The sequence below is a fragment of the Psychrobacter sp. H27 genome (genome assembly GCF_059072655.1).
The window spans coordinates 1056595-1082424 of the sequence record NZ_JCACRX010000001.1; the positions used below are offsets into that span (position 1 = coordinate 1056595).

At 42.7% G+C, this 25830-nt stretch carries 24 protein-coding genes and 1 pseudogene; 13 read left to right on the forward strand and 12 right to left on the reverse strand.

Annotation, left to right across the window (positions count from 1 at the left end; all coding sequences use genetic code 11):
- Window positions 1-32: 32 nt before the first annotated feature.
- Window positions 33-938 (forward strand): alpha/beta fold hydrolase, encoded by a 906-nt coding sequence (locus AC5JPY_RS04155; RefSeq protein ID WP_493852170.1) that lies wholly within the window; start codon window positions 33-35, stop codon window positions 936-938.
- A 270-nt stretch (window positions 939-1208) separates the two neighbouring features.
- Entirely contained in the window at window positions 1209-1808 is a 600-nt protein-coding gene (locus AC5JPY_RS04160; protein WP_493852171.1) for a BLUF domain-containing protein, read from the forward strand.
- Between the two features lie 231 nt (window positions 1809-2039).
- Here AC5JPY_RS04160 and AC5JPY_RS04165 read toward each other — a convergent pair whose 3' ends face one another.
- Window positions 2040-2765: a GntR family transcriptional regulator gene (locus tag AC5JPY_RS04165; RefSeq protein WP_493852172.1), complete on the reverse strand. Its 726-nt coding sequence runs from the start codon at window positions 2763-2765 to the stop codon at window positions 2040-2042.
- A gap of 333 nt (window positions 2766-3098) precedes the next feature.
- Between AC5JPY_RS04165 and AC5JPY_RS04170 the strand changes: the two genes are divergently transcribed.
- From AC5JPY_RS04170 to AC5JPY_RS04195, 6 genes are all read left to right on the forward strand, one after another.
- Complete coding sequence (locus AC5JPY_RS04170) at window positions 3099-4388, forward strand: SLC13 family permease (protein ID WP_493852173.1); 1290 nt, start codon at window positions 3099-3101, stop codon at window positions 4386-4388.
- Between the two features lie 565 nt (window positions 4389-4953).
- Window positions 4954-5967: a Bug family tripartite tricarboxylate transporter substrate binding protein gene (locus AC5JPY_RS04175; RefSeq protein ID WP_443527118.1), complete on the forward strand. Its 1014-nt coding sequence runs from the start codon at window positions 4954-4956 to the stop codon at window positions 5965-5967.
- Window positions 5968-6083: 116 nt separating this feature from the next.
- Window positions 6084-6539 carry a tripartite tricarboxylate transporter TctB family protein gene (locus tag AC5JPY_RS04180; protein WP_443527117.1) on the forward strand — a complete coding sequence of 152 codons (456 nt, stop codon included), beginning with the start codon at window positions 6084-6086 and terminating at the stop codon, window positions 6537-6539.
- Between the two features lie 5 nt (window positions 6540-6544).
- Window positions 6545-8050 (forward strand): tripartite tricarboxylate transporter permease, encoded by a 1506-nt coding sequence (locus tag AC5JPY_RS04185; protein WP_443527116.1) that lies wholly within the window; start codon window positions 6545-6547, stop codon window positions 8048-8050.
- A 185-nt stretch (window positions 8051-8235) separates the two neighbouring features.
- On the forward strand, window positions 8236-9009 hold the full coding sequence (locus tag AC5JPY_RS04190; RefSeq protein ID WP_493852174.1) for a sulfite exporter TauE/SafE family protein: 774 nt from the start codon (window positions 8236-8238) through the stop codon (window positions 9007-9009).
- A gap of 115 nt (window positions 9010-9124) precedes the next feature.
- Window positions 9125-9403 (forward strand): peptidylprolyl isomerase, encoded by a 279-nt coding sequence (locus AC5JPY_RS04195; RefSeq protein ID WP_443527114.1) that lies wholly within the window; start codon window positions 9125-9127, stop codon window positions 9401-9403.
- A gap of 227 nt (window positions 9404-9630) precedes the next feature.
- Here the strand turns inward: AC5JPY_RS04195 and AC5JPY_RS04200 are convergent, their stop codons facing one another.
- The 9 genes and pseudogenes from AC5JPY_RS04200 to rutA form a co-directional block, all read right to left on the reverse strand.
- On the reverse strand, window positions 9631-10227 hold the full coding sequence (locus AC5JPY_RS04200) for a malonic semialdehyde reductase (RefSeq protein ID WP_493852175.1): 597 nt from the start codon (window positions 10225-10227) through the stop codon (window positions 9631-9633).
- 18 nt (window positions 10228-10245) lie between these two features.
- Window positions 10246-11022, reverse strand: a complete 777-nt coding sequence (rutD, locus tag AC5JPY_RS04205; protein WP_493852176.1) for a pyrimidine utilization protein D — start codon at window positions 11020-11022, stop codon at window positions 10246-10248.
- Between the two features lie 176 nt (window positions 11023-11198).
- A pseudogene (ribB, locus tag AC5JPY_RS04210) lies at window positions 11199-11807 on the reverse strand (3,4-dihydroxy-2-butanone-4-phosphate synthase); the annotation flags it as partial.
- Between the two features lie 119 nt (window positions 11808-11926).
- Window positions 11927-13426: a CoA-acylating methylmalonate-semialdehyde dehydrogenase gene (locus tag AC5JPY_RS04215; protein ID WP_493852177.1), complete on the reverse strand. Its 1500-nt coding sequence runs from the start codon at window positions 13424-13426 to the stop codon at window positions 11927-11929.
- Window positions 13427-13466: 40 nt separating this feature from the next.
- Window positions 13467-14825 carry a solute carrier family 23 protein gene (locus tag AC5JPY_RS04220; RefSeq protein WP_493842760.1) on the reverse strand — a complete coding sequence of 453 codons (1359 nt, stop codon included), beginning with the start codon at window positions 14823-14825 and terminating at the stop codon, window positions 13467-13469.
- A 33-nt stretch (window positions 14826-14858) separates the two neighbouring features.
- A complete protein-coding gene (rutF, locus tag AC5JPY_RS04225; protein WP_443527109.1) occupies window positions 14859-15440 on the reverse strand; it encodes an NADH-dependent FMN reductase RutF in 582 nt (193 codons plus the stop codon).
- A 116-nt stretch (window positions 15441-15556) separates the two neighbouring features.
- Window positions 15557-15940, reverse strand: a complete 384-nt coding sequence (gene rutC / locus AC5JPY_RS04230; RefSeq protein ID WP_493852178.1) for a pyrimidine utilization protein C — start codon at window positions 15938-15940, stop codon at window positions 15557-15559.
- Between the two features lie 74 nt (window positions 15941-16014).
- Window positions 16015-16734, reverse strand: a complete 720-nt coding sequence (rutB, locus tag AC5JPY_RS04235; protein WP_493852179.1) for a pyrimidine utilization protein B — start codon at window positions 16732-16734, stop codon at window positions 16015-16017.
- 14 nt (window positions 16735-16748) lie between these two features.
- Entirely contained in the window at window positions 16749-17852 is a 1104-nt protein-coding gene (gene rutA, locus AC5JPY_RS04240; protein ID WP_493852180.1) for a pyrimidine utilization protein A, read from the reverse strand.
- Window positions 17853-18324: 472 nt separating this feature from the next.
- Here rutA and AC5JPY_RS04245 point away from each other — a divergent pair, with 472 nt between their 5' ends.
- Window positions 18325-18960 (forward strand): TetR family transcriptional regulator C-terminal domain-containing protein, encoded by a 636-nt coding sequence (locus tag AC5JPY_RS04245; protein WP_493852181.1) that lies wholly within the window; start codon window positions 18325-18327, stop codon window positions 18958-18960.
- Window positions 18961-19145: 185 nt separating this feature from the next.
- Here the strand turns inward: AC5JPY_RS04245 and AC5JPY_RS04250 are convergent, their stop codons facing one another.
- Window positions 19146-20015, reverse strand: coding sequence for an alpha/beta fold hydrolase (locus AC5JPY_RS04250; RefSeq protein ID WP_493852182.1), 870 nt, complete (start codon window positions 20013-20015; stop codon window positions 19146-19148).
- Window positions 20016-20022: 7 nt separating this feature from the next.
- Complete coding sequence (locus AC5JPY_RS04255) at window positions 20023-20814, reverse strand: class II aldolase/adducin family protein (protein ID WP_493852183.1); 792 nt, start codon at window positions 20812-20814, stop codon at window positions 20023-20025.
- Between the two features lie 85 nt (window positions 20815-20899).
- Here AC5JPY_RS04255 and AC5JPY_RS04260 point away from each other — a divergent pair, with 85 nt between their 5' ends.
- The 4 genes from AC5JPY_RS04260 to AC5JPY_RS04275 all read left to right on the forward strand — a co-directional run bounded on the left by AC5JPY_RS04260 (window position 20900) and on the right by AC5JPY_RS04275 (window position 25700).
- Window positions 20900-21589: a Crp/Fnr family transcriptional regulator gene (locus AC5JPY_RS04260; protein ID WP_493852184.1), complete on the forward strand. Its 690-nt coding sequence runs from the start codon at window positions 20900-20902 to the stop codon at window positions 21587-21589.
- 173 nt (window positions 21590-21762) lie between these two features.
- Window positions 21763-23457 carry a phosphoethanolamine transferase gene (locus AC5JPY_RS04265; protein WP_493852185.1) on the forward strand — a complete coding sequence of 565 codons (1695 nt, stop codon included), beginning with the start codon at window positions 21763-21765 and terminating at the stop codon, window positions 23455-23457.
- Window positions 23458-23563: 106 nt separating this feature from the next.
- Window positions 23564-24244, forward strand: a complete 681-nt coding sequence (locus AC5JPY_RS04270) for a response regulator transcription factor (RefSeq protein ID WP_443527100.1) — start codon at window positions 23564-23566, stop codon at window positions 24242-24244.
- 94 nt (window positions 24245-24338) lie between these two features.
- Window positions 24339-25700, forward strand: coding sequence for a sensor histidine kinase (locus tag AC5JPY_RS04275; RefSeq protein WP_493852186.1), 1362 nt, complete (start codon window positions 24339-24341; stop codon window positions 25698-25700).
- Window positions 25701-25830 lie beyond the last annotated feature (130 nt).

The window sequence follows — 25830 nt, forward strand, 5'->3', positions numbered from 1 at the left end:
TTTGAGAGTTGACAAATAACAAGGCCAATACTATGCAAGCATTTGAACGGGCAATGACTCTAGGTGATAAAACAGCTCGCTATTATGACTTATCCGCTTTGTTTAATAATGATGAAAACGTCCCATTACCTCCTGCACATTTTTATGGTGGCAACGGTTTTGCAGTTGGTGTCTATCTGCCGCTATTAACCACGCTCAGTGAGCAATTTACTATCAACAGTCTCGCCATGCGTGGCTATTGGTACGATCTACCATCCCTCAGAAAGCTGACTCGCGAGCAGGATGCTGATATATTGATTGATTTTTTGGAGAAGACACAGGATAAACCTGTCGTAGGTATTGGACACTCTCAAGGCGCGACTGCTACCGCTATTGCAGCAGCCAAACGTCCAGAACTATTTTCGCAGTTATATTTGATAGAACCCGTTACTTTTACCAAATCGCAGATGCTCACGATGAACTCAGCACCTGACGACTTAAAAATGAGTCGAGAGCCCTTCAAAAGTACACAAGCTAAACAAGTACAATGGCAAAGCGTGGAATCCTACTATGACTATCTACGGGCACATCGCGCTTTTAAACGCATCAATGACAGCAATCTTTATGTCTTTGCAAAAAATAGTCTCATCAAAAACAAGCAAGGGCAATATAGTTTGCTTTTCACCCCTGAGCAAGAATTGGCGAGCTACTTCGACACGCCTTTTGTCAATGACGCCTTAAAAAAGCTTAATACGATTAATTTGCCTTACACCATTATCGTTGGCAAGCCTTCCATGTTTATCAGCGACGATGTTCGTAAAGTTTGGCAGCATCTGGTGCCCATCAACAAGATCATTGAGCTGCCAGATAATGGACATTTGCTACCGATGGAAGCACCTGAGCAATGTGCTGATATCATCATAAAAAAATTTAGCGCTATGCCATTGAGGGATTTATAGCAGCAGCCTAAAAGAGTACGTATGAAGACCCGCTATACATCTAAGATAGTGAATCGCTAGAAGTAATGTTCGTAGAACCAACGACTTAGCCAGACATTTTATACCTTAATCTTAAAAATATGGACGGAAAAGCAGACTTTTCACACGGTAAAACAAACCTATAATGCAAAAATCATTTAAAATAAGAGGCAATTTGAATAAAAAATTAAAATATATTATTAAAAGAGGGCATGAATGAAGATAGAAAGCCATAGGAGACTAGAAAAATCTATGAAGGGTGTTCCATCAAACTCCCTTGTAAGACTCATCTATGTTAGTAAAGTAAATACTCTAGACAGGTCTGTATTTGAGCATATTCAGAGCCATTCAGATGTCTATAACAGAGACAATAAAATATCGGGATTTCTATGCAATGACGAAAAAAGTTTTCTTCAATGCTTAGAAGGCGGAAAAGATGTTGTGTTTTCTCTTATGCAAAGAATATTTAAAGATAATAACCATAAAAAAGTAGGCGTCGTTGCTGTTGAACAAGTTAGTCAGTGCCGCTTTGAAGATTGGCGTATGCACAGTCTCAACTTGAGCGCTAGTAATTGGCATAGACTGTCTGATCATGCTCAATTAGGAGAGATATCACCATTCAAACCTGAGCAATGGCCCTATTGGTTCGTTGAGCACTTCATCGAATGTGTGAGGAATTTTGACTACTCTAACCTCAGTCGTGACGAGGATTACATTACCTTCGATAATTTAGGTTACTCTGAGCTTGAAGAAAAGCTAACCCACAATAATATTTTGCTATTTATATTTCTTGGACTATTGGTCGCATCAACGGCAGCTGTGTTATTGTTCAGATATGACGTCATTACTTGATACCTAGTTTGGATGACTTATGACTCACTTGAACATATCTCAAGGGAATAGGAAATTAGGTACTTCATCCTCTTAGTCGATGAATAGCTTGTTTTAATGGGACTACTTGCCATAGGCTCGCGGTCAGTAAAAAGCCTCTACAAAGCTTGTAGTCTTACCATAAAGTTAGCTTATAAAATGTTTTTCTAGATAACCTAAATCGTCCATTTCCTCTCAACCACTTCTTATCTATTAAACAATGTTAACTTCATAACTGAACTTTTCTGCTAGTCCATATGACTCTCTATATTCGATGGGATCACCTTCTAGATTTTTGGCAATGCGGCATACCTTTACTAAGTTTTCTTCTTTAGTATTGGCTAGGTAGGGATCTATATGATTGGTTATGAAGAATAGGGTTTCTACAGCAGAAGAAACAAACTGACCGCATTTTGTGTAATAAAATGGATAAAGAAGGTTTTCGAAATCTTCTGGCGCCAAGTCAATAAATGCTTTGAAACGGCTCTTAGGTAACCAAATTTTCTCACTCAGTAGCACTTTATCTTCAATAATACGCATACGCTCTATGTAAATGAGTGCTTTATTCTTACCAATATCTAGCTTTTGGTTAATATCATCAATACCTTCTATGACGATCACCTTTTTGACTACTCCGTTCGGTGTCGCATAACCAGCATCTTGGTCACGAAATTTAAAAAACCTTAATAAAGAACTTTCAAAATCTGGTCGTTTCAAAAAAGTACCCCTACCCTGGTATTTAGTTAATACGCCATCCTCTACTAGTTTTTCAACCGCTTTGCGAACCGTTCCGACTGATACTTGATATTTATCTGCAAACTCTTGCTCTGTTGGTAAGGGTGTATTTTCATCCCACTTACTTTCTGTCAGTAGCGTCAGAATATGCCATCTTACTTGCTCGTATCTTGGCATTTTAAAGTTTTCTAAATTTTTTAACATTTTGTCACCGCTATTTGGAAAGGTTTATATACCACAATATTCTCTTAGAGCACGCTTTAACCTTAGAGATTGAGACAGGGCTTATTACCCACTCGACATCTAAAAATCTTCTATAGTATTACCATACTAACGCTTGTCTTGCTTTTTACGGTTAATCTTAGCCAATCTGCATTGCTTTTTTGCTATTATTCTACTCAGTCAAACGTAAATTCCAAACTTACACGATTCTCTAATCTAGAACGTCGTTTGTCAATATCATCGTGCTGCTCGTTACTCTATAAAAATTGGTATGAGTTTTTGTAGAATTCATATATTTGAGACCAAGGAGCAGCTATGACTCTCTATGTTCTAGCCGCTATTGTAATATCTATCGCGCTCGGCTATACCACCAAAATTAATATCGGCTTATTTGCCATTGTGTTCTCATACCTGATTGGGTGTTTTGGTATGGGTCTTAGCGCTTATGAAATTATTGAGCTGTGGCCTCTTAAGATTTTCTTTGTTATTTTTGCCGTTACACTCTTTTATAACTTTCCTCTAGCCAATGGTGCTTTAGAGAAATTATGCAGTCATCTGATCTATAAATGCAGACATTTCCCATCCTCATTACCTTTGGCTATTTTCTTTGTTGCTACAATTGTGGCAGGCCTAGGGGCTGGTTATTACACCGTATTAGCCACCATGGCGCCTATGATTCTATTGTTGTCCAAAAGAACCAACCTCAATATTGTGGTGGCCACCCTTTCAGTCAACTATGGTGCCCTAGCCGGAGCCAACTTTGTCACTTCGCAAAGTGGCGTTATTTTTAGAGAGCTCATGCGCGGAGCAGGCGTCGCCAATGACAATACGTTCACTTATGCTTTGGGCATCTTTGTGGTTACCTTTTTGACACCAGTAGTAGTATTAGGTATTTATAGTTTTATTAATACCAAAAATAGCAAGATAGCGATCCAAGCTATAGCACCCGAGCCCTTAGATCGTAAGCAAAAACAATCTATTGTACTTGTATTTATTATGGTGGCCACGGTGCTTATTGCACCTATCCTAAACCTACTAATACCAAACGTAGAGGCCATCGAGTTTTTGAACGCTAGAATCGACATCGGTTTTATCGCTATTTTTTTCGCCATGGTTAGCTTGTTTTTGAAACTAGGTGACGAAAAAACAATCATTGCTTTAGTACCTTGGAATACGCTGATCATGATCTGCGGGGTCGGAATGTTGATCAGCCTTGGTGTGGAGGTAGGCGTTATTTATGAGCTAACAGAATGGCTCAGTACCAATGTACCTATCTGGATGATACCAATTTTAGTATTCATCATCAGCGCAATCATGTCAGTATTTGCCAGTACGCTTGGCGTGGTCGCCCCAACTCTATTCCCTATGGTTCCTGCCCTAGCCATTGCCTCTGGATTAAATCCTTTATTACTATTTATTTGCATTGTGATAGGTGCGCAAAGCTCATCTATTTCTCCTTTTTCGTCAGGAGGTAGCCTGATACTTGGCGCCGCCCAAGTACATATAGACAAAAACCAGCTTTTGAATACGCTATTATTTAAAGCAGTCCCCCTAGGTATCATTGTTGGAATGCTAGCAGTTTTAGTCATACAGCTCGTATTTTAGTATCTTATCTCTTAGCTTTCACTCATCTCTTGACCTGCTATTATCTTCATTGAACAACTATATTATAAGAGTCTTCAATACCCTTAGGCTTTCTATCTTATATGTGACTCAATTTTCTTATTATACTTTTCAAAATAATTACTAACTAAGTAATCACTAATTAAGCAATCCTTTATATCTTGCTATAGCACAGCAGTGCATGTAGGTATCACTATCACCTACGTGCACTGCTGTGCTCATATTTAAACATATCTATTTTTTTTTACTGTCTTAATTATCCACTTATAAATACTAATAATATTTCTGTCACTCTTTAGTATTGGTGTAATAGAGTCTTGATTAGCGAATCCTTGAACCACTATATCAAAATAAAATTCATATATACATACATATGTTTCTTGTTATTCTTAAAATATTCTGTTACTTTTGCAAAACACTAAAAAGCGCACTGTTATGAAATTCAGCAACCTATATCGGTGTGACCTGAATTTCTTTTGCAATAACGCTATAGCTTCACTCAGAATTTTATTGAGTTTTAATTGAAAATACACACAAGGAGTGTCGTGTGAAAAAACTATCCTATCTGGCTCTTGGCCTCTCAGTACTAACCCTCACCGCCTGTAATAAAACCGAAACGACAGCATCTGATGCCGGTTTTGATGCCCCTTCACGTCCAGAATGTATTGCCCCTGCAAAACCAGGTGGCGGCTTTGATTTGACGTGCAAGCTTGCTCAGGCTGGTCTAAGAGATACTGGTCTATTAGAAGATCCAATGCGAGTCACTTATATGCCAGGCGGTGTTGGCGCTGTTGCTTACAACAAAATCGTTGCCAATGATCGCGCTAACAACGACGCCATTATTGCCTTCTCAACGGGGTCTATCCTCAATTTATCACAGGGTAAATTCGGCAAATTCACTGAAAAAGACGTGAAATGGCTCGCAGCGGTTGGTACTGATTATGGTGCCATCGCTGTCAATGCTGACTCACCAATCAAGGATCTAGCAGGATTGGTCGCCGAGCTCAAGTCAGATCCCAAAGCAGTTAGTTTCGCCGCTGGTGGTAGTGTTGGTGGTCAAGACTGGATGCAGACCGCTATTTTGGCTAAAGCAGTGGGGGTAAAGCCTAGCGACATGACTTACGTTGCTATGGAAGGTGGCGGCGAAGCTATTACTGCCGTGATGGGTAACCATATTACCGTCGTTAGTGCGGGTATTGCTGAGATCATGCCGCAAGCCACTGCTGGTAAATTACGAGTATTGGCCGTGTTTGCAGATGAAAGACTGGGCGGTACGATGGCTGATATTCCTACTGCTGTAGAGCAAGGCTACGACGTTACTTGGCCGGTGGTCCGTGGCTATTACATGGGTCCAGATGTCAGTCCTGCCGCTTACGACTGGTGGAAAGCCTCATTTGACACCATGTTGGCCGATCCAAAATTCGCTGAGTTACGCGAGCAGCAAGAGCTCCTACCATTCTCTATGACTGGCGATGAGCTAGAAGCATACGTTTATAAGCGTACAGGTGAGCTACGTGAGTTGTCTGCTGAGTACGGTCTTACTGATGCTGCGGCTAAATAGCCTCATTCAGATCATATTCCCTTAATGATTGAATACTGAATTTTCTAGTATTTATCGAAGGTTGACAGATGAGATATCTATCAACCTTTTTATTTTAAAATTTAAGGAGTACTCCTATGACAATGGAACGTGCGTTCTCTGGGTTGATGGGACTGTTTAGCTTATTTTTGATCTATTTAGCGATCGGTTATGTCGCTCCCATTGCCTATGACCCTATCGGTCCTCGGCCCTATCCTATTTTAATTTTTTCACTGATGGCACTTTTGACCCTAGTGATTGCTTTTCGTCCAGCACGGTTTACGAAAGTACTTGATTTGGGCTACAACAATGTAGTGATTCGAAACCTTGTTTTATGTGTCAGCACATTGTTGATTTATAGTCTGATTTTTGAGCCTTTAGGTTTTGTGGTTGCTACGACACTGATGTGTTTTGCGCTTGGTTTACTGTTTGCTGGCAACCCTATTAAAAGCCTTATCTTTTCAATTGTGATTAGTATTGCCTTGTATGCCTTATTTGACATGGCATTGGATGTAATTCTACCACTTGGCATACTATCAGGAATAATGGGATAGCGATTATGGAAACTTTTGATTTTTTAATGCACGGTTTTGCGGTCGCTACCCTACCCAAAAACTTACTGATTGCCTTAATTGGTGCCTTTATTGGTACTATCGTGGGTATGTTGCCTGGTCTGGGTCCTATCAATGGTGTGGCGATACTGTTGCCTTTTGCCTTTGCGCTGGGTCTACCACCAGAGAGTGCTCTTATTTTGCTCGCAGCAGTATATCTCGGTTGTGAGTATGGTGGACGTATCTCTGCTATCTTGCTCAACGTACCAGGATCTGCCGCGGCAGTTATGACCTCATTGGATGGCAACCCACTCGCCACACAAGGCAAAGCAGGTATCGCCTTGTCCATCTCTGCAGTAGCCTCTTTCTTCGGCTCTACGATTGCGACCATTGGTGTGGTCTTGTTCGCACCTCTATTAGCCAAATGGGCGGTGTCTTTCGGCCCTGCTGAATACTTTGTATTGATGGTATTCGCCATTACTTGCTTGAGTGGTTTGGTCGGCGATCAACCGATTAAGACAGCAGTCTCAGCATTGATCGGCTTAGGTCTGGCCACTGTCGGTGTCGATGCAGTGACTGGTATTTACCGCTTTACCTTTGATTCAGTCAATCTGTCGGATGGTATCCAGTTCACGACCATCGTTATTGGTTTCTTTAGTGTCAGTGAGATCTTAATCCTACTTGAGAGAACCAGTACTGGTGGGAAAATCATCGAGCAAGGTAAACGCAGTCTATTCAATCTAAAAGAGTTCACGTTTGCTTTTGGTGCCATGATACGTAGTGGCATTATGGGGTTTTTCGTCGGTATTTTGCCTGGTGCAGGTGCGACGATCGCCAGTGCGATGACCTATGCTAGTGAGCGCAAAATTGCGGGTGATAGTGGTAAGTTTGGTGAAGGCGATTTGCGTGGTCTGGCATCTCCAGAAGCGGCTAATAATGCCTCAGCTTGTGGTTCATTTGTACCGATGTTGACTTTGGGTGTCCCCGGCTCTGGTACGACTGCGGTTATGATGGGTGCATTGACCTTGTACAATATCACACCAGGTCCGCAGCTATTTACAGAGCAGCCTGATATTGTTTGGGGTCTTATTGCCTCCTTGTTCATCTGTAACGTCATTTTGTTAGTAATGAATATTCCGCTAGTTGGCCTGTTCTCTAAACTACTTAATGTACCAAACTATATCCTAATACCATCGATCGCCGCTATTAGTTTCGTTGGGGTCTACTCTATTAATAGCACCACGTTTGACATGGTGTTCATGGTAGGGCTTGGGATATTTGGTTATTTCTTACGTAAGCTACACTTCCCTCTATCAGCGCTTATTCTAGGTTATGTACTGGGAGAAATGATGGAATCCAACCTACGTCGCGCTCTTTCTATCTCTCAAGGTGAGATGTCTATTCTATGGAGTAGCCCAATCACCATGTCACTATGGGTACTTGCTTTACTGATGGTATTTATGCCAATTATTCGCAAAATCTATCGTAAACGCTTCAAAAAGACTGCTGCATAAATTATTGCTAGTACGTCTCTAAATGTCTCTCCGGCGGTGGTTATACTCTATGTATGACCACCGTTTTTTTAGAGATATTTTTACTCTACTTTCAACAGTTATTTAACACTCCTAGCTCTTTTTTCAGCTGACCAAAATCAGCAAAACATCACTACTTGATGTCACTTATAAAATAGGATTTTATAGTGCTCTTTGTTTTAGACTTACTACAACCCATCCCAACTTGGCACTTATCAGGCTTATTTTTCGCTGGTATAGTCGCTTTTATTATCTCCACCATATCAGGTGGTGGCGGTGCTATGCTGCTGATACCAGTCACCTCTTCGATGATAGGGACAGCGGTTGCACCTCCTGTGATCAACGTAGCTACCTTTATGAGTAATGCCTCGCGGCTTTATCTATTCTGGCATGATATTGATTGGTCATTGACTAAGTACTATGTCCCAAGCGCTGTCGTAGGCGCGTGGCTTGCCGCATTGGTGTTTAGTCGTTTGGACGCAGGCTGGATTCAATTATTGGTTGGTGCATTTTTAGTCTCTACTATTTTCCAATACAAATTTGGCAAAGTAAGTAAAACATTTGATATGCCAAAAGTAGGTTTTGTACCTGTAGGCTTTGCCATTGCTTTTATGAGCACATTAGTAGGTGGTCTCGGCCCTATTCTTAATCCTTTTTATATGAATGCTGGACTAGAAAAAGAAAGCCTTATTGCGACCAAAACGGCGAATTCTTTCTTCGTAGGTATTGTACAAATCGTCAGCTACACCTTTTTTGGGATACTTACCGTCAAGATATGGGTGTATGCTCTTGTATTAGGATTGGGCGCTGTGATTGGCAATGTTATTGGCAAACGCTTTTTGGCAGGCATTAGCATTAGTCAGTTTAGAGTAATGCTGCTGATTTTGATGGTGATTAGTGGTCTAATAATGATAGCAACAAATGCTAAAATCCTATTATAAACGACTCATTACCACTCCTACTCTTGAGCAATATCCATATTAAATTCAACTTAGTAACCAAAGTAAGTAATGCTATAATATCCTGACAATCGATATTTTATGCAGGGTTTAGATTATGGCTCGTACCGCTAGCGCACTACACATTTTAGTAAAAGACCAAGAACTGGCTAAAGACATTATCGGCAAACTTAAAAAAGGCGCTGCATTTGATGTGCTGGCGAAAAAACACTCGACCTGCCCGTCGGGTAAGAAAGGCGGCAGCTTAGGTGAGTTCAAAAAAGGTCAAATGGTAGGACCATTTGACAAGGTTTGTTTCAACGGTGAGCTATTCACTCCGCATCTAGTCAAAACCAAATTTGGATGGCATGTGGTAAAAGTGCTTTACAGAACTTAGGAACTTGAGTTTAAGCACAGGAACTTGAGAGCGCGAGTTTAAGCACAGCAACTACAGTCACTGCCTTAGCGACAAGCCAGCTGTGCTATGCCTCATAAATAAGCCACCTGCTAAGTATAAACAGGTGGCTTATTTTTTGGATAACCAAAATAAAAATAGCTCTCTCTACAACTGTCATCGACTCAGTCTACTCGTGGCAAGACAGCACACTGTATGAATAACAGGCTTTATAAGACCTGACAAGCCTCATCAAAATCTAATCTTGGCAAGCGCTGATACAACTGATCGGGTTCACCATAGCCTATATTGATGAGTAGATTTGAGGACCAGTTACTGTCTTTAAGAAAGGTTTTATCCACCAGATCGTTATCGAACCCAGACATGGGACCCGTATCTAACCCCAACCCTCTGCACGCCAAGATAAGATACGCCGCTTGCATAGAGCTGTTTCTAAACGCTGTTTCCTTTACAAGTTCGGTACTAGACGTAAACCATGATCTGGCATCCGTATGCGGGAATAGTTTGGGAAGCTCTTCGTAAAACGCTTCATCATGAGCGACAATGACAGTGATGGGTGCTGTCATGGTTTTTTCGATATTGCCTGATGATAGTGCAGGCTCTAAGCGCGCTTTCGCTTCATCAGATTTGAGAAATATAAACCGTGCAGGTGAGCAATTGGCTGAGGTAGGCGCCATTTTAACCAAGTGATAGATCTCTTCAAGTAACGCATCTGGCACGTCTTTTTGCTGCCAAGCGTTAAAGGATCTGGCCTTACCAAACAGTTGATCAAGATCTTCTGAAGATAACGATAGTGAATCAGTCATAATACTTCCTCATTGACTTTAGTTTTTGGATAGGAATTGCAGGATTTTGCTATTGGTTGAGCAGGTCTCAGTGACTGTACTACCATGTCCACCTGTCAGCATTAACTCAAACTGGGTGTTTTGCATACTACCGGCTAACGCCAGACCACGTTGCCATGGCACCAAAACATCGTCAAGGTTGCTCAACACTAGCGTTTTGTTTTTAATATGTTTGGCATTTATGAGGGGCTGATAAGCCTGCAAAGCTTTTAATCTCGCTAGCACGTTCTCAATTGGTGCAAAGTTGACGATGGCTTTATCTTCTTTTTGTGTGAGTGCTTCTATGTTGTCTGAGATCCAGATCGGTGGGTACAAGAATATCGCTTGCGCGCGTACAAACGCCTCTACCCCTGTATCTTGTAGCAAGCTGGTTCGCATACTAAAACATTTGATAGTGTGAGGGTCTAGGCTCTCCCAACCATTCAAGATAACTAACTTGTCTAATAGCTCTGGTGCCTTATGAGCGACTTCCATACCAATGAACCCGCCAAGCGCATGACCGACGAAATGACAATTAGACAGCCCTTCTGCTTCTAAAATTCCAATTAACTGCGCTGCCAAATCTTGCATAGAATAATTGTCAGGTAAGCGTTCGCTATTAGGCAATACCCCTTCTTGTTCGTAACAAACCACATGATAATGTTCGGTAAAACGCTCAATTTGAGGTAACCAAAAGTCAGCACGTCCGCCTAAACCTGAACTAAATACGATCGTTTTTGACGAGTCGTTCTTACAAGGATATTTTTTGACTAACATAGGTGACCGTCCAATTGTAGTGAAATTTAAATGGCTATAAAAACAGCTAATGGCTTTACTATTCTAGAGTTACGTTAGGTTTACTAACTTGGCTCAGCGATGCGCTCATCGCTTTCACAATACTCATGTGCCAGCGCTTCTTCGATATATTCAACTTTGCCTTTACTATCGGCACCCTCTTGAGACTTAATATATTTGATTAACTCATCTATGGTCCCGACCTTTAAACTGTGGGTATCGGCAAATTTGATAAGATCATTTCTACGAGCCATTTCACCATCTTGATTGATGATCTCTACGATGACTGCAGCAGGCTCGAGGCCAGCCAGTCTCGTCAGATCGCAACCTGCTTCAGTATGACCCGCACGCTCTAAGACACCGCCTTCTTTAGCCATGAGTGGGAAAATATGTCCTGGGGTTACAACATCATCACAGGTAACGTCTTGGGACACAGCGGTTCTGATAGTCTGAGCTCTGTCTGCCGTTGATATGCCAGTACTGACGCCTTTTGCGGCATCAATTGAAACGGTGAAATTTGTACTGTAAGGTGCTTTATTGTTTTTACACATCAACGGTAAGTTTAATTGTTTGCAGCGCTCAGAGGTCAGTGTCAAACAAACCAAACCCCTTGCATGTGTAATCATAAAGTTAATATCTTCAGGTTTGGCAAGACTTGCTGCCATAATGAGGTCACCTTCATTTTCTCTATCCTCATCATCCATGAGTATGACCATTTTTCCTGCTTTAATATCTTCAATGATTTCTGGTATCGTATTGATGTTCATAAAATCCACCGTTTGCATTTACATTTGCTTTTGTATGTTGTCATGTAGGGCGCGCCATTTTTAGGGCTTAATTAATGACACGCTCTGACATGGTTTTCTAGGTTTGCTATGTCATATATCTAGCTCATAGAAATAGTCGTATTGACACCTTTGCTCGCATCTTCATCGAACCAGCGCGAGATCACGGTTTTGGTCTGTGTATAGAACTGTACCGCTTGCTTGCCATACGGACCTAAATCGCCGAGCTTACTGGCTCTAGACCCTGTGAACGAGAACATAGGTAGCGGTACTGGAATCGGTAGATTGATACCTACTTGTCCGACGTCTATGTCTTGTTGGAACTTATGTGCATGGGCTCCAGACTGGGTAAAAATCGCGGTGCCATTACCGTTTGGATTGGCATTGATGATTTGGATTGCTTCCTCAAGCGTGTCAGCGTATACAATACATAAGACAGGGCCAAATATTTCTTCGGTATAGCAGCTCATATCAGTGGTTACGTTGTCCAAGATAGTCGGACCAACAAAGTTGCCGTCCTCGTAACCTTCTACCTGACAGCCGCGACCATCTAGTCTGAGGGTTGCGCCTTCATCCACGCCTGCTTGGATTAAGCGCTCAACGCGGGTTTTGGCCTGTTTAGATATGAGAGGACCTAAGTCTTTGTCGTCCTTGCCAGCAGCAACCACCAGTTGTGATGACTTTTCTACAATATCATCCACCCATTGTTTAGACGCGCCAACCATGACGACAACAGACAGTGCCATACATCGCTGCCCTGCTGCCCCAAACGCTGCCCCTGCTAACTGGTTCAAACATTGTTCTTTGTTGGCATCTGGCATAATAACGGCATGGTTTTTTGCACCCATCATGCACTGTACACGCTTGCCCGCTTGACCTGCTCGATCATAGACATGCTTACCCACTGCGGTTGACCCAACAAAGGACATCGCTTTTATGTCTGGATGATCACATAGGGCATCCACGGTATCTTTGCCACCATGAACCACATTTAATACGCCTTTTGGTATACCTGCCTCAAGCGCCAACTCAACCAATCTCATGGTGACAATTGGGTTTTGTTCAGATGGCTTTAAGATAAAAGTATTGCCGGTAGCGATGGCCATTGGGAACATCCATAGCGGTATCATGGCAGGGAAATTAAAAGGCGTAATACCTGCGCAGACGCCTATCGGCTGTTGAACGGTATACATGTCAACGTTGCTGGCAACGTTTTCGATGTAGCCGCCTTGCTGCAAATTACCGATACCTGCTGCATGCTCTACAACCTCAAGCCCTCTGAACACATCGCCTCTAGCATCTGCCAGCGTTTTTCCTTGCTCTTCGGTCAGTAGCGCCGCCAGCTCATCCATATGTGCGCGTATCAACTCTTGATACTTCAAAAAGACGCGAGCTCGTTTGCTGATCGGTGTGGTACGCCAGCTCTGAAACGCCTCAGATGCTGTTTTGATAGCTTGTTCAATTTCATCAGGTGTGGACTGTGGTACCTTAGCGATCACTTCTTGAGTGGCTGGATTAGTGATATCAATCCATTGGGTGGTAGTTGACTCTGTAAATTCGCCATTGATTAGTTGTTGTACGTTGTGTGGTTGTGCATTCATGACACGATTCCTCAAATTGATATAAAACAGGGTTTTAAAATTATGTGTTGAGCTTTAGGAGCGGCTCTGTTGTAGCGGTTTCTTTATCAGTGGTTACGCTTGTCGCTTTTGGTTTGTTTCTAAAGTTGAAAACGAGGTTCATAAGAATGGCTAAGAAAGTAGCGGTGCCGATACCGCCCAAATCAAAGCCGGCAATGTTCAATGAATAGTTACCCGTTCCTAAAATCACTGGTACTGCAGCGACCAACATGTTGCCATTCTTACTGAAATCGATTTTTGCATTCATCCAAATGCGCGCACCAGCGATCGTAATTAGACCAAAGACTACGATTGAAGCACCCGTCAAGATAGCCACAGGGATGGTGCTAATCAAGGTGCCAAATTTAGGGGATAAGCCCAATAAAATGGCAAAAACACCTGCTATGACAAAGACAACGGTAGAGTAGATTTTGGTCGCTGCCATCACGCCGATGTTTTCTGCATAAGTCGTCATACCAGTACCGCCTACCGAAGCCGAGAGCGTGGTACAGAGACCATCAGCGAAGAACGCTCTACCCATATACGGTGAGATACTTTTACCAGTCATGGCTTCTACTGCTTTGAAATGCCCAAGGTTTTCGGCGATCAGAATGATAAAGACAGGTGCGATGACTAATATGGCACTCATTTCAAATACAGGAGAATATAGTGTTGGCATACCGAACCAAGCCGCACTCGCTACTGGCGCAAAATCAATAGGCGTGCCCATTCCCATCACATTGGTTAAGAGGAAGTAAACAAAATATGCCGCTACCAGTCCTATTAACAGTAACAAGCGCCTTACCATACCTGTGGTAAATACGGCGACTGCACAGATACACAACACAGTGACCAGCGCCATCCAAGAATCAAAGCTATTACCGATGACGCTTTGTATGGTGACAGGCGCTAAGTGCAAACCGATAATCATGACGATGGACCCAGTGACCACAGGGGGCATCAAGTTCTCAATCCACTCTGCACCTGTCTTCATCACCAGTAGACCCATCAATGCGTATAAAATCCCGCAGACCACGGTACCACCAAGCGCAATGCCGATATTGGGATTCATACCCGTGCCGCTATATCCTGTGACTGCTACTACCGCTCCGATAAATGCAAAGCTCGAGCCTAAGTAACTGGGTACATGACCGCCCGTAATGAGGAAGAAAAGTATCGTGCCTATACCAGTAATCAGCATGGTTAAGCTCGGATCAAACCCCATCAGCAACGGGGCTAAAATTGTTGCACCAAACATTGCGAATGAATGCTGTGCGCCCAAAACAATACTTTTACCCATTGGTAAGTATTCATTGATACCTACCGGTGTCGTTTCTAGGTTCCCAGTGTAGGGACGCCATTTAACAAACCATTTGTCCATTTCAAATATCCTTAAAAAGTAGAGGTGTGATACTTATTTTTTGCACTTACTTAGTCGATGGTAGTCTCGATTGAAATAGATGAGACTTTCACAATCGGGCTTGTGTTTGATATCCAATACTTCACAAATGAGAATATCGTGGGTTCCCACCGAGCTGATGAGTTTGATTTTGCAATCAAAAGAGATAATAGCGTCCTCTAATACAGGCGATCCTGTTGCTAGCGTGGACCAACTGCCTTGCTCAAACCTTTCTTCTGGAGCCGTCTTGCCGCCGAATACGCCGCTTAGATCTTGATGTTCAAGACCCAATGTGTTGACGCATAGCACCATGTTTTCTTTAAAGGTATGGTATACAGAAGCGTTTCTGTTCAAACATACCAATAGGGTTGGCGGTGCGTCAGTGACACTGCATACCGCTGAGGCGGTAAATCCTGCACGCCCTGCTGGACCCTCAGTGGTGATAATATTGACGGCAGCCGCAAGCTTGCTCATCGCCTCTCTAAACGTCTTCTGCATGTCAGTTAAGTTATCTGCCGTAGGGGTGAATGATTCTTTAGACTTATGTTTCATTAATGAGGACTGCGTGGCTTGGCTTTCTTTAATTACTGTATTCATCTGTCATTTCCTTTTAAACAATATCTCACCACATATGTGGTCAACTAAATCGCCCTACTACGGTTACGTGCTAAGTAAACTTAAACTCACTAACTGCAGTTTTTAAATAGGCTGTTTTATCCAACGTGTGCTATTGAAGCGATTTCGACTAGCGCGTCTGGTTTTACTAGTCCACATTGAATACAAAATCTTGCTGGCTTATCGTTGGGGAAGAACTCTGCATAGACTTGATTGACCGCGCCATAATCTGCCCAATCTTTTACAAAGATCGAATTAAAAGTCACATCATCCATATCGCCGCCAGCAGTTTGGATTACGTTTTTGATCGTCGTTAAGACATGGCGGGTTTGGGCGGCTGCATCACCCACATGTACGACATCGTTATTTTCATCAAAGGGTAGTGTGCCTGAGACATAAACGATGTTGTCAGCCTTGGTAGCGGGAACATAAGGAGCTAATGGTTTGCTGGTACCTTCAGGGATAATCACTTGTTTAGACATATATATATTCCTATTAAGTTAGATTAAGTATGAAACGCTTGGTTTAGATTGCTAAAAACTGGCTAGGTAAAACGTTAGCTATCTGAAAAGCACTGCTGCATGCTGGCAACATCAGACACCCAACCAAAAAATGTTTTTACGTTATATACTGTGGCCTCATGAGCCTCTACTGGTCCTGCCTGATAACAAGCGTCATCTAACAACACCCCAAAATACTCAAGGAAAAACCCATCTCGAAGCGTAGATTCAACGCAGACGTTGGTTGCGATACCAGTGAGTAATAAGTTACGTATGCCTCGTGATCGCAATACGCTGTCGAAGTTGGTGTTCGCAAAGCCGCTATAACGAGGTTTGTCTATAACGATGTCTTGAGGCGCAGGGCTCAGCTCGTCGACCAATTCGTAATCCCAGCCCCCTTTTGCTAATAACGTTCCCTCAAGCTCGGAGTTTTTACGCATGGTTTTTAGGGCGTTTGATTTGTGATAATTAGGCGATCCACTACCACCCGCCTCTACATATTTATTGTCCCAGCCATTTCTAAAATAGATAACTTGTATGCCAGCTTGGTGCGCAATATCCACCGCTTGCTTGATTTTATCGATGACGGGTTTGGTTGCTGTGACATCGAACCCAGCCAAATCTAGATAACCGCCTTGGCTGGCATAAGCGTTTTGCATATCCACGACGATCAGTGCCGTCTGTGAGGGGTCTAACTTGATAGGTTCAGGCAACGACTCTAAGACAGGAGAGGATTCCTTGGTAAAGTCTGCACAAATGGTATTAACCGAATTCATATCCACTCCTTTTATTAGGCTTCGCTGACAGCTTGGCTGGCAACTGGGGTATCGACATTGATGCGGCTCTGCATCAAGGGCTGAATCTTACTGCCAAAATCCTCAACACCTTGTACGAAGTCATCAAAAGTAAGTAAGACGCCATCAGTACCTTGTATCTCACCAACTTCGTCTAACATGCTGGCTACGTTTTCAAAAGAGCCGACCAGCGTACCCATATTGATATTGACTGGCGAAACGCTTGAGGCCATATGGCGAATATTGGTATCTTTGCCTGAGGTTTTGTCTTTACCGCCCTGTGACTGCAGCCAATCAATGGCTTCAAAATCCGCACCATCGTTGTACGATTGCCATTTTGCCTGCGCCTTTTCATCGGTCTCATCTGCAATAACCATAAAGAGCACATAGGTGGGAACATTGCGGCCCGTCTTATCCGTGTGTACCTTTAATCGGTCATTGATACCAGCATAAGCGGTAGGTGTGTTTAGACCTTTACCAAAGACAAAGTTATAGTCAGCATGTTTTGCAGAAAACGCTAACCCTGTATCTGATTGACCCGCACAGATAATCTTCATATCCGCTTGTGGAATAGGCTTCACTTGACAGTCATCCATCTGGAAGAACTCACCCTTCAAATCAGATTGGCCGGTCGCCCACAGATCTCTTAAAATTTGGACATATTCAGATAGGTAGTCATAGCGCTTACCAAAATAATCGTCGCCTGGCCACATTCCCATCTGTCCATATTCTGCTTCTTGCCAGCCAGTCACGACATTCAGTCCAAACCGTCCGTTTGAGATGCTATCAAGCGTCGATGCCATTCTCGCTACGATTGCGGGCGGCATCACTAACGTTGCTGATGTGGCATAGATTTTTATTTTGGACGTGACTGCCGCAAGCCCTGCCATCAAAGTAAAGCTTTCGAGGTTATAATCCCAAAACTCCGTCTCCCCGCCGAAGCCGCGTAGCTTGATCATTGAGAGCGCAAAATCAAAACCATAGTGCTCAGCACGTTGCACAATTTGCTTATTAAGTTCAAAAGTTGGCTTGTACTGCGGCGCGTTTTTTGAGATTAACCAGCCGTTGTTACCAATCGGACAAAAAATTCCTATTTCCATGAGGTCACCTATAAATTTCGAGAAGAAAGAAGATAGCTATAAAAGAAATAAAAATTCTTTTATGTTTTTTACATAGCAAAACCTATGCCATATATTTTTATTTATATTTATCAATAATTTACGTAATTTTATCCATAAATTTTTTAGACCATATGGTTTAAAAAAATGCATAGTGATAGTGCACCTTGTTATAAAACGGTGCAGTTTGTTATAAAATAGTGCAGAAACACTTGAAAAGTTAATTTTGATGGTAATCTGGATGGGGTGAGATTGATTAACGGTAAATAGGACACTCGTAAGGTCGATTTCTATCATCAACAGCCTTATAGATGAATAGGATATTCATCGCTGCTAAGAGCGATATGTTGACCAAGAAATGACACTTGTGCCTGAGGGCTTTGTCCCTTTTTTAAATTCAACCAACGATCATCTATAATTCGATTTATGCAACTCTATAATGAAGGACATGACAGTGAAAGACAGCGTGCTAAAAGAAGAGACGGAAACAAGCTCAAAAGTACTAAAGAAAAAAGCGCATATCATCAATGCTGCATTGATTGTCTTTTCGCAAGAAGGACTAAATGGCGCGCGAATGGAGAGGATTGCTGAAGAAGCCGATATTTCTAAATCGAATATATTTTATTACTTCAAAAACAAAGAGGTTCTTTATATTGCTGCTCTAGAAACGGTGCTCAGTGAGTGGTTGTCCCCTTTAAGCAATATCAACATCAACCAAGATCCAAGAAATGCACTAAAAACTTATATTGAAGAAAAATATAAGATTTCAAAGAAATCACCTGCAGCATCGAGACTATATGCGTTAGAGATCATGCAAGGAGCACCTCACTTAATGGGGGTGCTGAAGGGACCTTTAAGATATTTGGTTCGAGAAAAGGTGGCAGTGATTGATGGGTGGATTGCAGATGACAAGATTAAATCTGTTTCTGCTATTCATTTGATTTTTCATATTTGGGCAGTTACCCAGCACTACTCTGACTTTTCCACCCAAATTGAAGCGGTCTGTAGTCATAGCTTAAGAAACAAAAAATTCGCTAATGAGGCATTAAGTACGAGTATTCAACTGCTCGTAGACAGTTTGATTCCGTGATTGCGAGCGCATTATTTAACAGCAGTAATGAATCAAATCCGATTTAGAGATTTTTTGTACTTTTAACTCATACTTACCATACATAAAAAGCGCAGGGCACCATGTGATGACCTGCGCTTTTTGACAGTAATACTGTGTGACAAATACAACTGCTACTTAGACCACAGTGTTTTTAAATAGTATTTTTAAACAGAGTCTCTAAACTGTAGATAGGCAGTGGTTATCGCCCCAGCATCCTCGATCTGCGGATAATGACCCAACATAGGCATTTCGGTGACATTAGCATTTGGAATCAACGTACGATAATGATCCATCATGTGCTGACCTGATATCGGATCTTTAGCGCCAGCGATCAACTTAACCGGTATCGTACTCTTTATAATGGCACCTACCCAGCGCTCACGATATTGCTTACGCTGCGGCATATAGTTAATGAGCTTGTGCATCACTGCCAAACCCTCATTGTGAGTTAGTAGCTGCCATAAAGTATCGATGACATCCGGTGTAGGTGGCGTGCTGGGCCCAAAGACACGCTGCAGACTGCTCGCAAACTTCTGCTTAGTGATCAGTTTGGATACCAAAGGACCTACTGGAGAGATCAATAGTTTTTGAATTAAGATGGGTTTATGCGTTTCAGGGAACAGACCACCGTTCAAAAAGCAAACGCTACCAATATAAAACTCATTATCGGTATGTACTTGCCTTGATAGCAGTTCTTGAGCCACGGTATCGCCATAGTCATGCGCCAATATATGATAGTCACTGACACCGCATTGGCGCAAAACAGCCTGACAAATATCAGCTTGCTCACTGATTAAGTAGCGAGCATTCTTTGGTTTATCTGACAACCCAAACCCTAGCATATCGAGTGTGATGACATAGTAGCGCTCAGTGAGCGCATCCCACATCCCTTCCCAATCCCAGCTTGCACTAGGGTAACCATGAATCAGTAGCAATGCAGGCGCGCTTTTGTCCCCTGCATGCCGTATAAAAATCTGCTGACCATCAACAGTCAAATACGCTCCCTGTCGTCGCCATTCGTCCAAGGTTGTCATCGCTGGCTTACTCCTCAAATGATGGGTCAGTGCGACGTAGTTTTCTTAACAGTGCAGGCCATGCGATATCACCATTTGCGCCTCTCGTGACCTCCTCAGATGCGGCTTGAATACCTGCCAATATTTGAGCTGGTATCGGTGTCAATGCACCGCCCCCGCTCTGCGCTTTTATCTGAATCTCGCAAGCGCGTTGCATGATATACATATACAAAAACGCATTGGCCACGGTATCGGCACACGTCAGCAGACCATGGTTACGTAAAATCATAAAGTGAGCGTCACCTAAATCAGCGACCAAACGAACTTTTTCTTCTGGGTTGAGCGCGACGCCTTCGTAGCCGTGGTACGCTAGATTAGACAAAGGAAATAGCGATTGTTGGGAGATGGGTAATAAGCCTTGCTCTTGTGCAGATACGGCAACACCGTCGTTTGTGTGCAAATGAATCACGCAGTGGGCATCGTCACGAGCTTCGTGCACCGCACTATGGATGATAAACCCTGCTGGATTGACATCGAATTCTGATGGCGCTACTTTTTCGCCAGCTTTGTTTACTTTGACTAGGTTAGATGCGGTAATCTCTTCAAATAACATTCCGTACGGATTGATCAAAAACTCGTCTTCAGTACCCGGAACGCGGGCTGAGATATGCGTGAATACCAAATCATCCCAGCCATAAGAGGCAATGATGCGATAACAAGCTGCAAGATTGACGCGCATCTCCCACTCTTGCTCGCTCATATTTTGGTGTACACTCGAGGTTGAATGCGTTTGTGTGGTGGTGTCCATAGCTGTTTGCATTGTATAGTCCTTTACAATTGTAGATATCCTGAAACATCACTCTACACTATTTTGTAACCCCAAATCTGTCAAAAACATTACACTTATGAATATCACTCATCATCTAGATAATGACCCTTGGTTTACTCACTTGCCAGCCGAAATCCAGACACAACTGGCACATAGCGCTGTGCTCAAAACGTATCAAAAAAACCAGATGATTCATGCGGTTGGTGATAATGATGATGCGGCCTTACACTTAGTTCTAGGAGGGACGATCAGGGTCTGTAATGTAAGCGCTAGCGGAAACGCCATGACCCTTACCCATCTGTCTAGTGGCGATTGGTTTGGTGAGATATCTATCATCGATGACAACCCTCGTACCCATGATGCGTGGACTACAAACAAGGTTACTTTACTGTCCATCCCTAGAAAAGCAGTGATCCACACCGCTGAGCAGCACCCAATTTTATACAAGCATCTCGCGCTCATTACCTGCGGGCGGATACGTAGAGCCTTTGACTGGATTGATAATGCGACCTCGCTAAATACATCCGCAAGACTGGCTAGTATGCTCATCGGGCTGATTGGCACTTATGGCAAGCAGGTAGGCGCTGATATAAAAATAGATCTACGTTTATCGCAAGAGGAGCTTGGCTTCATGCTCGGTACCACCCGACAAACCATCAATAAAATCATTCAATCGTGGCAAAAACAGACCATCATCAATATGCACTATGGCTTTATTACCATAAAGAACAAGCCCCAGCTAATGGCTATGATGAACCCAGAATAATTTGAGTATGCTATAGCATCTATCAGTGAACGTCTTAACACACGTCTAAACGAACCATTCAACCTCTCTTCTATTGGCATAAGTATCAGAGATACCACCTTAACACCTTCTTAACAGCCCGTTTGGTATGGTAAGGAATGACGTTTCCTACCATTTTGTTGAGAAGTTCTTGTATGTCAATACCTCAAGCCGTCAAAATAAATACGCCCACAGCTTGTGGAAAAACCCATTTCCTAAGTCAGCTATATCATCGTGAAGTCAATCTCAGTTATCTTCTGATTACCACTGCCTTGTATTTGGTCGCGACTGCTAATACTGGATTTTTCGAGCAGGTGCTAAATGTCTATCCATTTAGCAAAAACATAGGTTTTATACTGTCTATTACGGGTGTGCTATTTGGACTGATGTGGCTGGTATTACAGCTGCTTTGCTATCGCCAGATTGCCAAGCCAGTGTTGATAACGCTGCTGATTACTGCCGCCATCTGTGGTTATTTTACTGATGCTTACGGAACGATATTTGACACCAATATGCTAATCAATAGCATGGAGACCGATCAAGCAGAAGCGATGGGATTGTTCACACCCAGTCTGGTGATTCGAGTGCTGATATTGGGGGTGTTGCCAGCGTTTATTATTAGCAAAATTCGCTTAAAGCGCTTTACCTGGCAACTCAGCATTCTACAAAAAACAGTTACGCTGATATTATCTATCGCAGTCATCGCCGCTTGTCTCTTACCCTTTGGTGATCAGTACGCCAGCTTCTTTCGTCAGCATAAAGAAGTGCGCTCTTATGCCAACCCGATTACGCCTATTTACTCAATGTTAAAACTTGGCGAAAACTATATTAAAGAGCTGCGCCGTCCTGATACTTTCACGCTGCATGCGACAGATGCAAGGCGGTTAACCCCTGACAACAGCATTGCAAAACCCAAACTGATGGTGTTTGTGGTTGGCGAAACTGCTCGAGCGGATCACTTTGGTTTAAATGGCTATACACGCAACACCACGCCGCTGCTCTCAAAGCAATCAAACCTTTATAGTTTTAAAAACGCGGTCTCTTGCGGCACATCGACCGCCTATTCCGTACCCTGTATGTTCAGTTATACCAATCGAGAAAACTACGACGTAGATACCGCTAAGTATAACGAAAACGTACTCGATACACTCAGCAAGCAAGGGATCAATGTCGTGTGGCGAGACAATAACTCTAGCTCTAAAGGTGTGGCTGATCGTGTGACTTTTGAGGACTACAAGACGGCTGATACCAATCCAAATTGTGATATTGAATGCCGAGATATTGGTATGCTTGATGGTTTTGATACACTGGTTAAGTCAGGCAGCTCACAGAAAGAGATGCCTAAAGACACGCTTATTTTGTTGCACCAAATGGGCAATCATGGCCCTGCTTATTACCAGCGTTATCCTAAAGAATTTGAAACCTATAGACCTGTCTGTATGACCAATGAGCTGTCGAAATGTGATGCCCAGTCTGTAATAAATGGCTATGATAACGCCATTCGCTACACTGATTATTTCTTGAATAACGTGATTGATATCTTAAAACCTTATGAACAAGATTATGATGTCGTCATGGTCTATATGAGTGACCATGGAGAAAGTTTGGGTGAAAATAATATTTACTTGCATGGTCTGCCTTATACATTTGCACCAGATACCCAAAAACACGTGCCTACGATAGTTTGGTCGCCTAATAGCAATAATATTGATACTGAGAGTCTTTCTAGTATTGTCAATCAGCCTGTGTCACACGATTTTATTACGCCAACATTGCTTAGCTTTTTCGGTATTACGACCGATGAAGTCAAAGGTGAAGCAACCTTTTTTAAACTGGCCAATTCTAATTGAGTGGTTAAAAGTGAGTTATTCCAAATAATTTATTAAAACAGCTCTCTACATTCGTTTTTATATTACTCAGTCCTTTTAGGTAACCATTATTTCTTAGGTCAGCATTATGTATAAGATACTCGTTATTGAAGACAATCCCGATATTGTCGCCAACATTTATGCGTTTTTTGAGCCCAAAGGCTTTGAGCTGGACAACGCACATCACGGCTATAGTGGGCTCACACTCGCCTCAAGCAATCATTATGACGTGATATTGCTCGATGTGATGCTACCAGGTATGAATGGCACGCAATTATGCAAAAAGCTCAGAGAAGAATTGCACGACAAGACACCAGTGCTGATGCTCACTGCGCGCGATACGCTTTTAGATAAAGTAGCAGGATTTGATAGCGGTGCTGATGATTATTTGGTCAAGCCTTTTTCGTTGATTGAGCTAGAATGTCGTATAAAAGCGCTCATACGTCGTCATGAGGATGATCATTTTGTACACAGTATCGCCGTGGGTGCGCTATCATTGAATAACAGCGAGCATACTATTATACGCGAAGGAAAATCCATTAGGCTCACACCAACTGGATTTAAAATACTGCATATCCTAATGAGTGCCGCACCGAGAGTCGTCAGCAAATACGAGATTGAAGAAAAAGTATGGGGGCAAGACATCCCAAGTAGTGATGCGCTACGCACCCATATGCATAGCGTGCGAGCGCAGGTCGATAAACCATTCGATAAACCTATGATTATCACCCTGCCTGGTGTAGGTTATCAGGTGATAGATCCCACTTAACTTCGAAAGCGCTCGTGCTCATTGAAGATATATCTTGTGCCACAAACCCTTACCCCCTATCGTTACTATACCGCTTTACTATATAAGTGCCTCTATGCTCAACATACACTCAATCGCCAATAAGTTTCGCTTCTCTTATTTTATATTTGCCTTACTACTATGCAGCGCTTTTGTCAGCATTTTTTTGTATGCAGAAAGCAGAATAGAGCGAGAATTGGTCAAAGCACGTCTATTGCAACAGCTGGAGATGAGTCAAGAAAAACATGGCGATCAGCCTATTTATACGGCTGACCCAGGCATTAAAATCTACCGCTATGATTATGCACCAGTCAGCCTGCAAGCCTCTGCGAATGACACCGTGCAAGAAACTGACGTTACTATTAATAAAAGCACTGTTAACAAAGGCACTGAGCAGAAGCGCACCCATCTACACTTTTTTGCGTATGAGCAAGGCGATCAAGCATATATTTTGACCTACATAGAAGGGGTTGAGATAGTGATGAGTCACTACCCTGTGTTAGAAATCTTTGAAAACTTAGAAGATATTTTTGCGGACACGCTCAAAGTGACCGTAATACTGAGTTTACTTATCGCAGCTATATTTTCTCATCTGTCCTCCAAACAGATCATCAAGCCCCTACTCGATCTAAAACAAGCGGTTGAGAGCGATCATAAAAACTTAACGGAACTCACGCACTTGCCTTCTGAAGTCGGGGTGTTGGCGCGAGCGATCGATGAAAAAAACCAAAAACTCGAGCAATATCTAAAACGCGAGCAACTGTTTACAGGGGATGTCAGTCACGAGCTGCGCACGCCTTTGACCATCATTATGGGTGCCTCTGAGGTGCTAGCGTCGCAACTCCCAACAGACAGCCATCTAACCGAGTTTACCAATCGTATTGGTGATACCGCGCGTGAGACTTCTGAGATTATCACAGCCTTGCTCTTACTCTCGCGCGCGCCTGAAAAGCTGGATGCACCGCAAACATCCATCAATAGCATTGTCTTAGCCGAGGTGCAGCGATTGACCTATTTGCTACGCTACAAGACTGTCACGTGTCAGGTAGTCGCTGAGCAAGAATATAGTGCCTATGTGCGTCCTGAGCTATTAAAAATGGCATTGGGTAATTTGATAAAAAATGCGTTTCAGTATACCGATGATGGCGAAGTCATCATCACTATCGATGACGAAAAAATTATGGTCACTGATACGGGTCTTGGTATTCCTGAGGCGATGATGCCTCTACTCTACGAGCGATTTGAGCGATTGACTCATGACTATCAAGACGAGGGTAAAGGCACAGCCTTGTCACCGAAGCATGATATCAATCACAAGGTTGAAGGCTCAGGTTTGGGACTAAGCATTGTACAACGCATCATGTCTCATATGGGTTGGCAGCTAACCCATCAAGCCAATCATTCAGGCGGTAGCACTTTTAGTATTTATTACAAGTAGCACATGTTATAGCGCCAAAAAGCCTCATCTAAAAAATACGCTCTTCTCTATTTAATGTTCATTACCACGTATCCCAGCCTCTTTGTAGTCTCTTAACACTTTCTTAATCTCTCTCGTCTTATACTCAAGC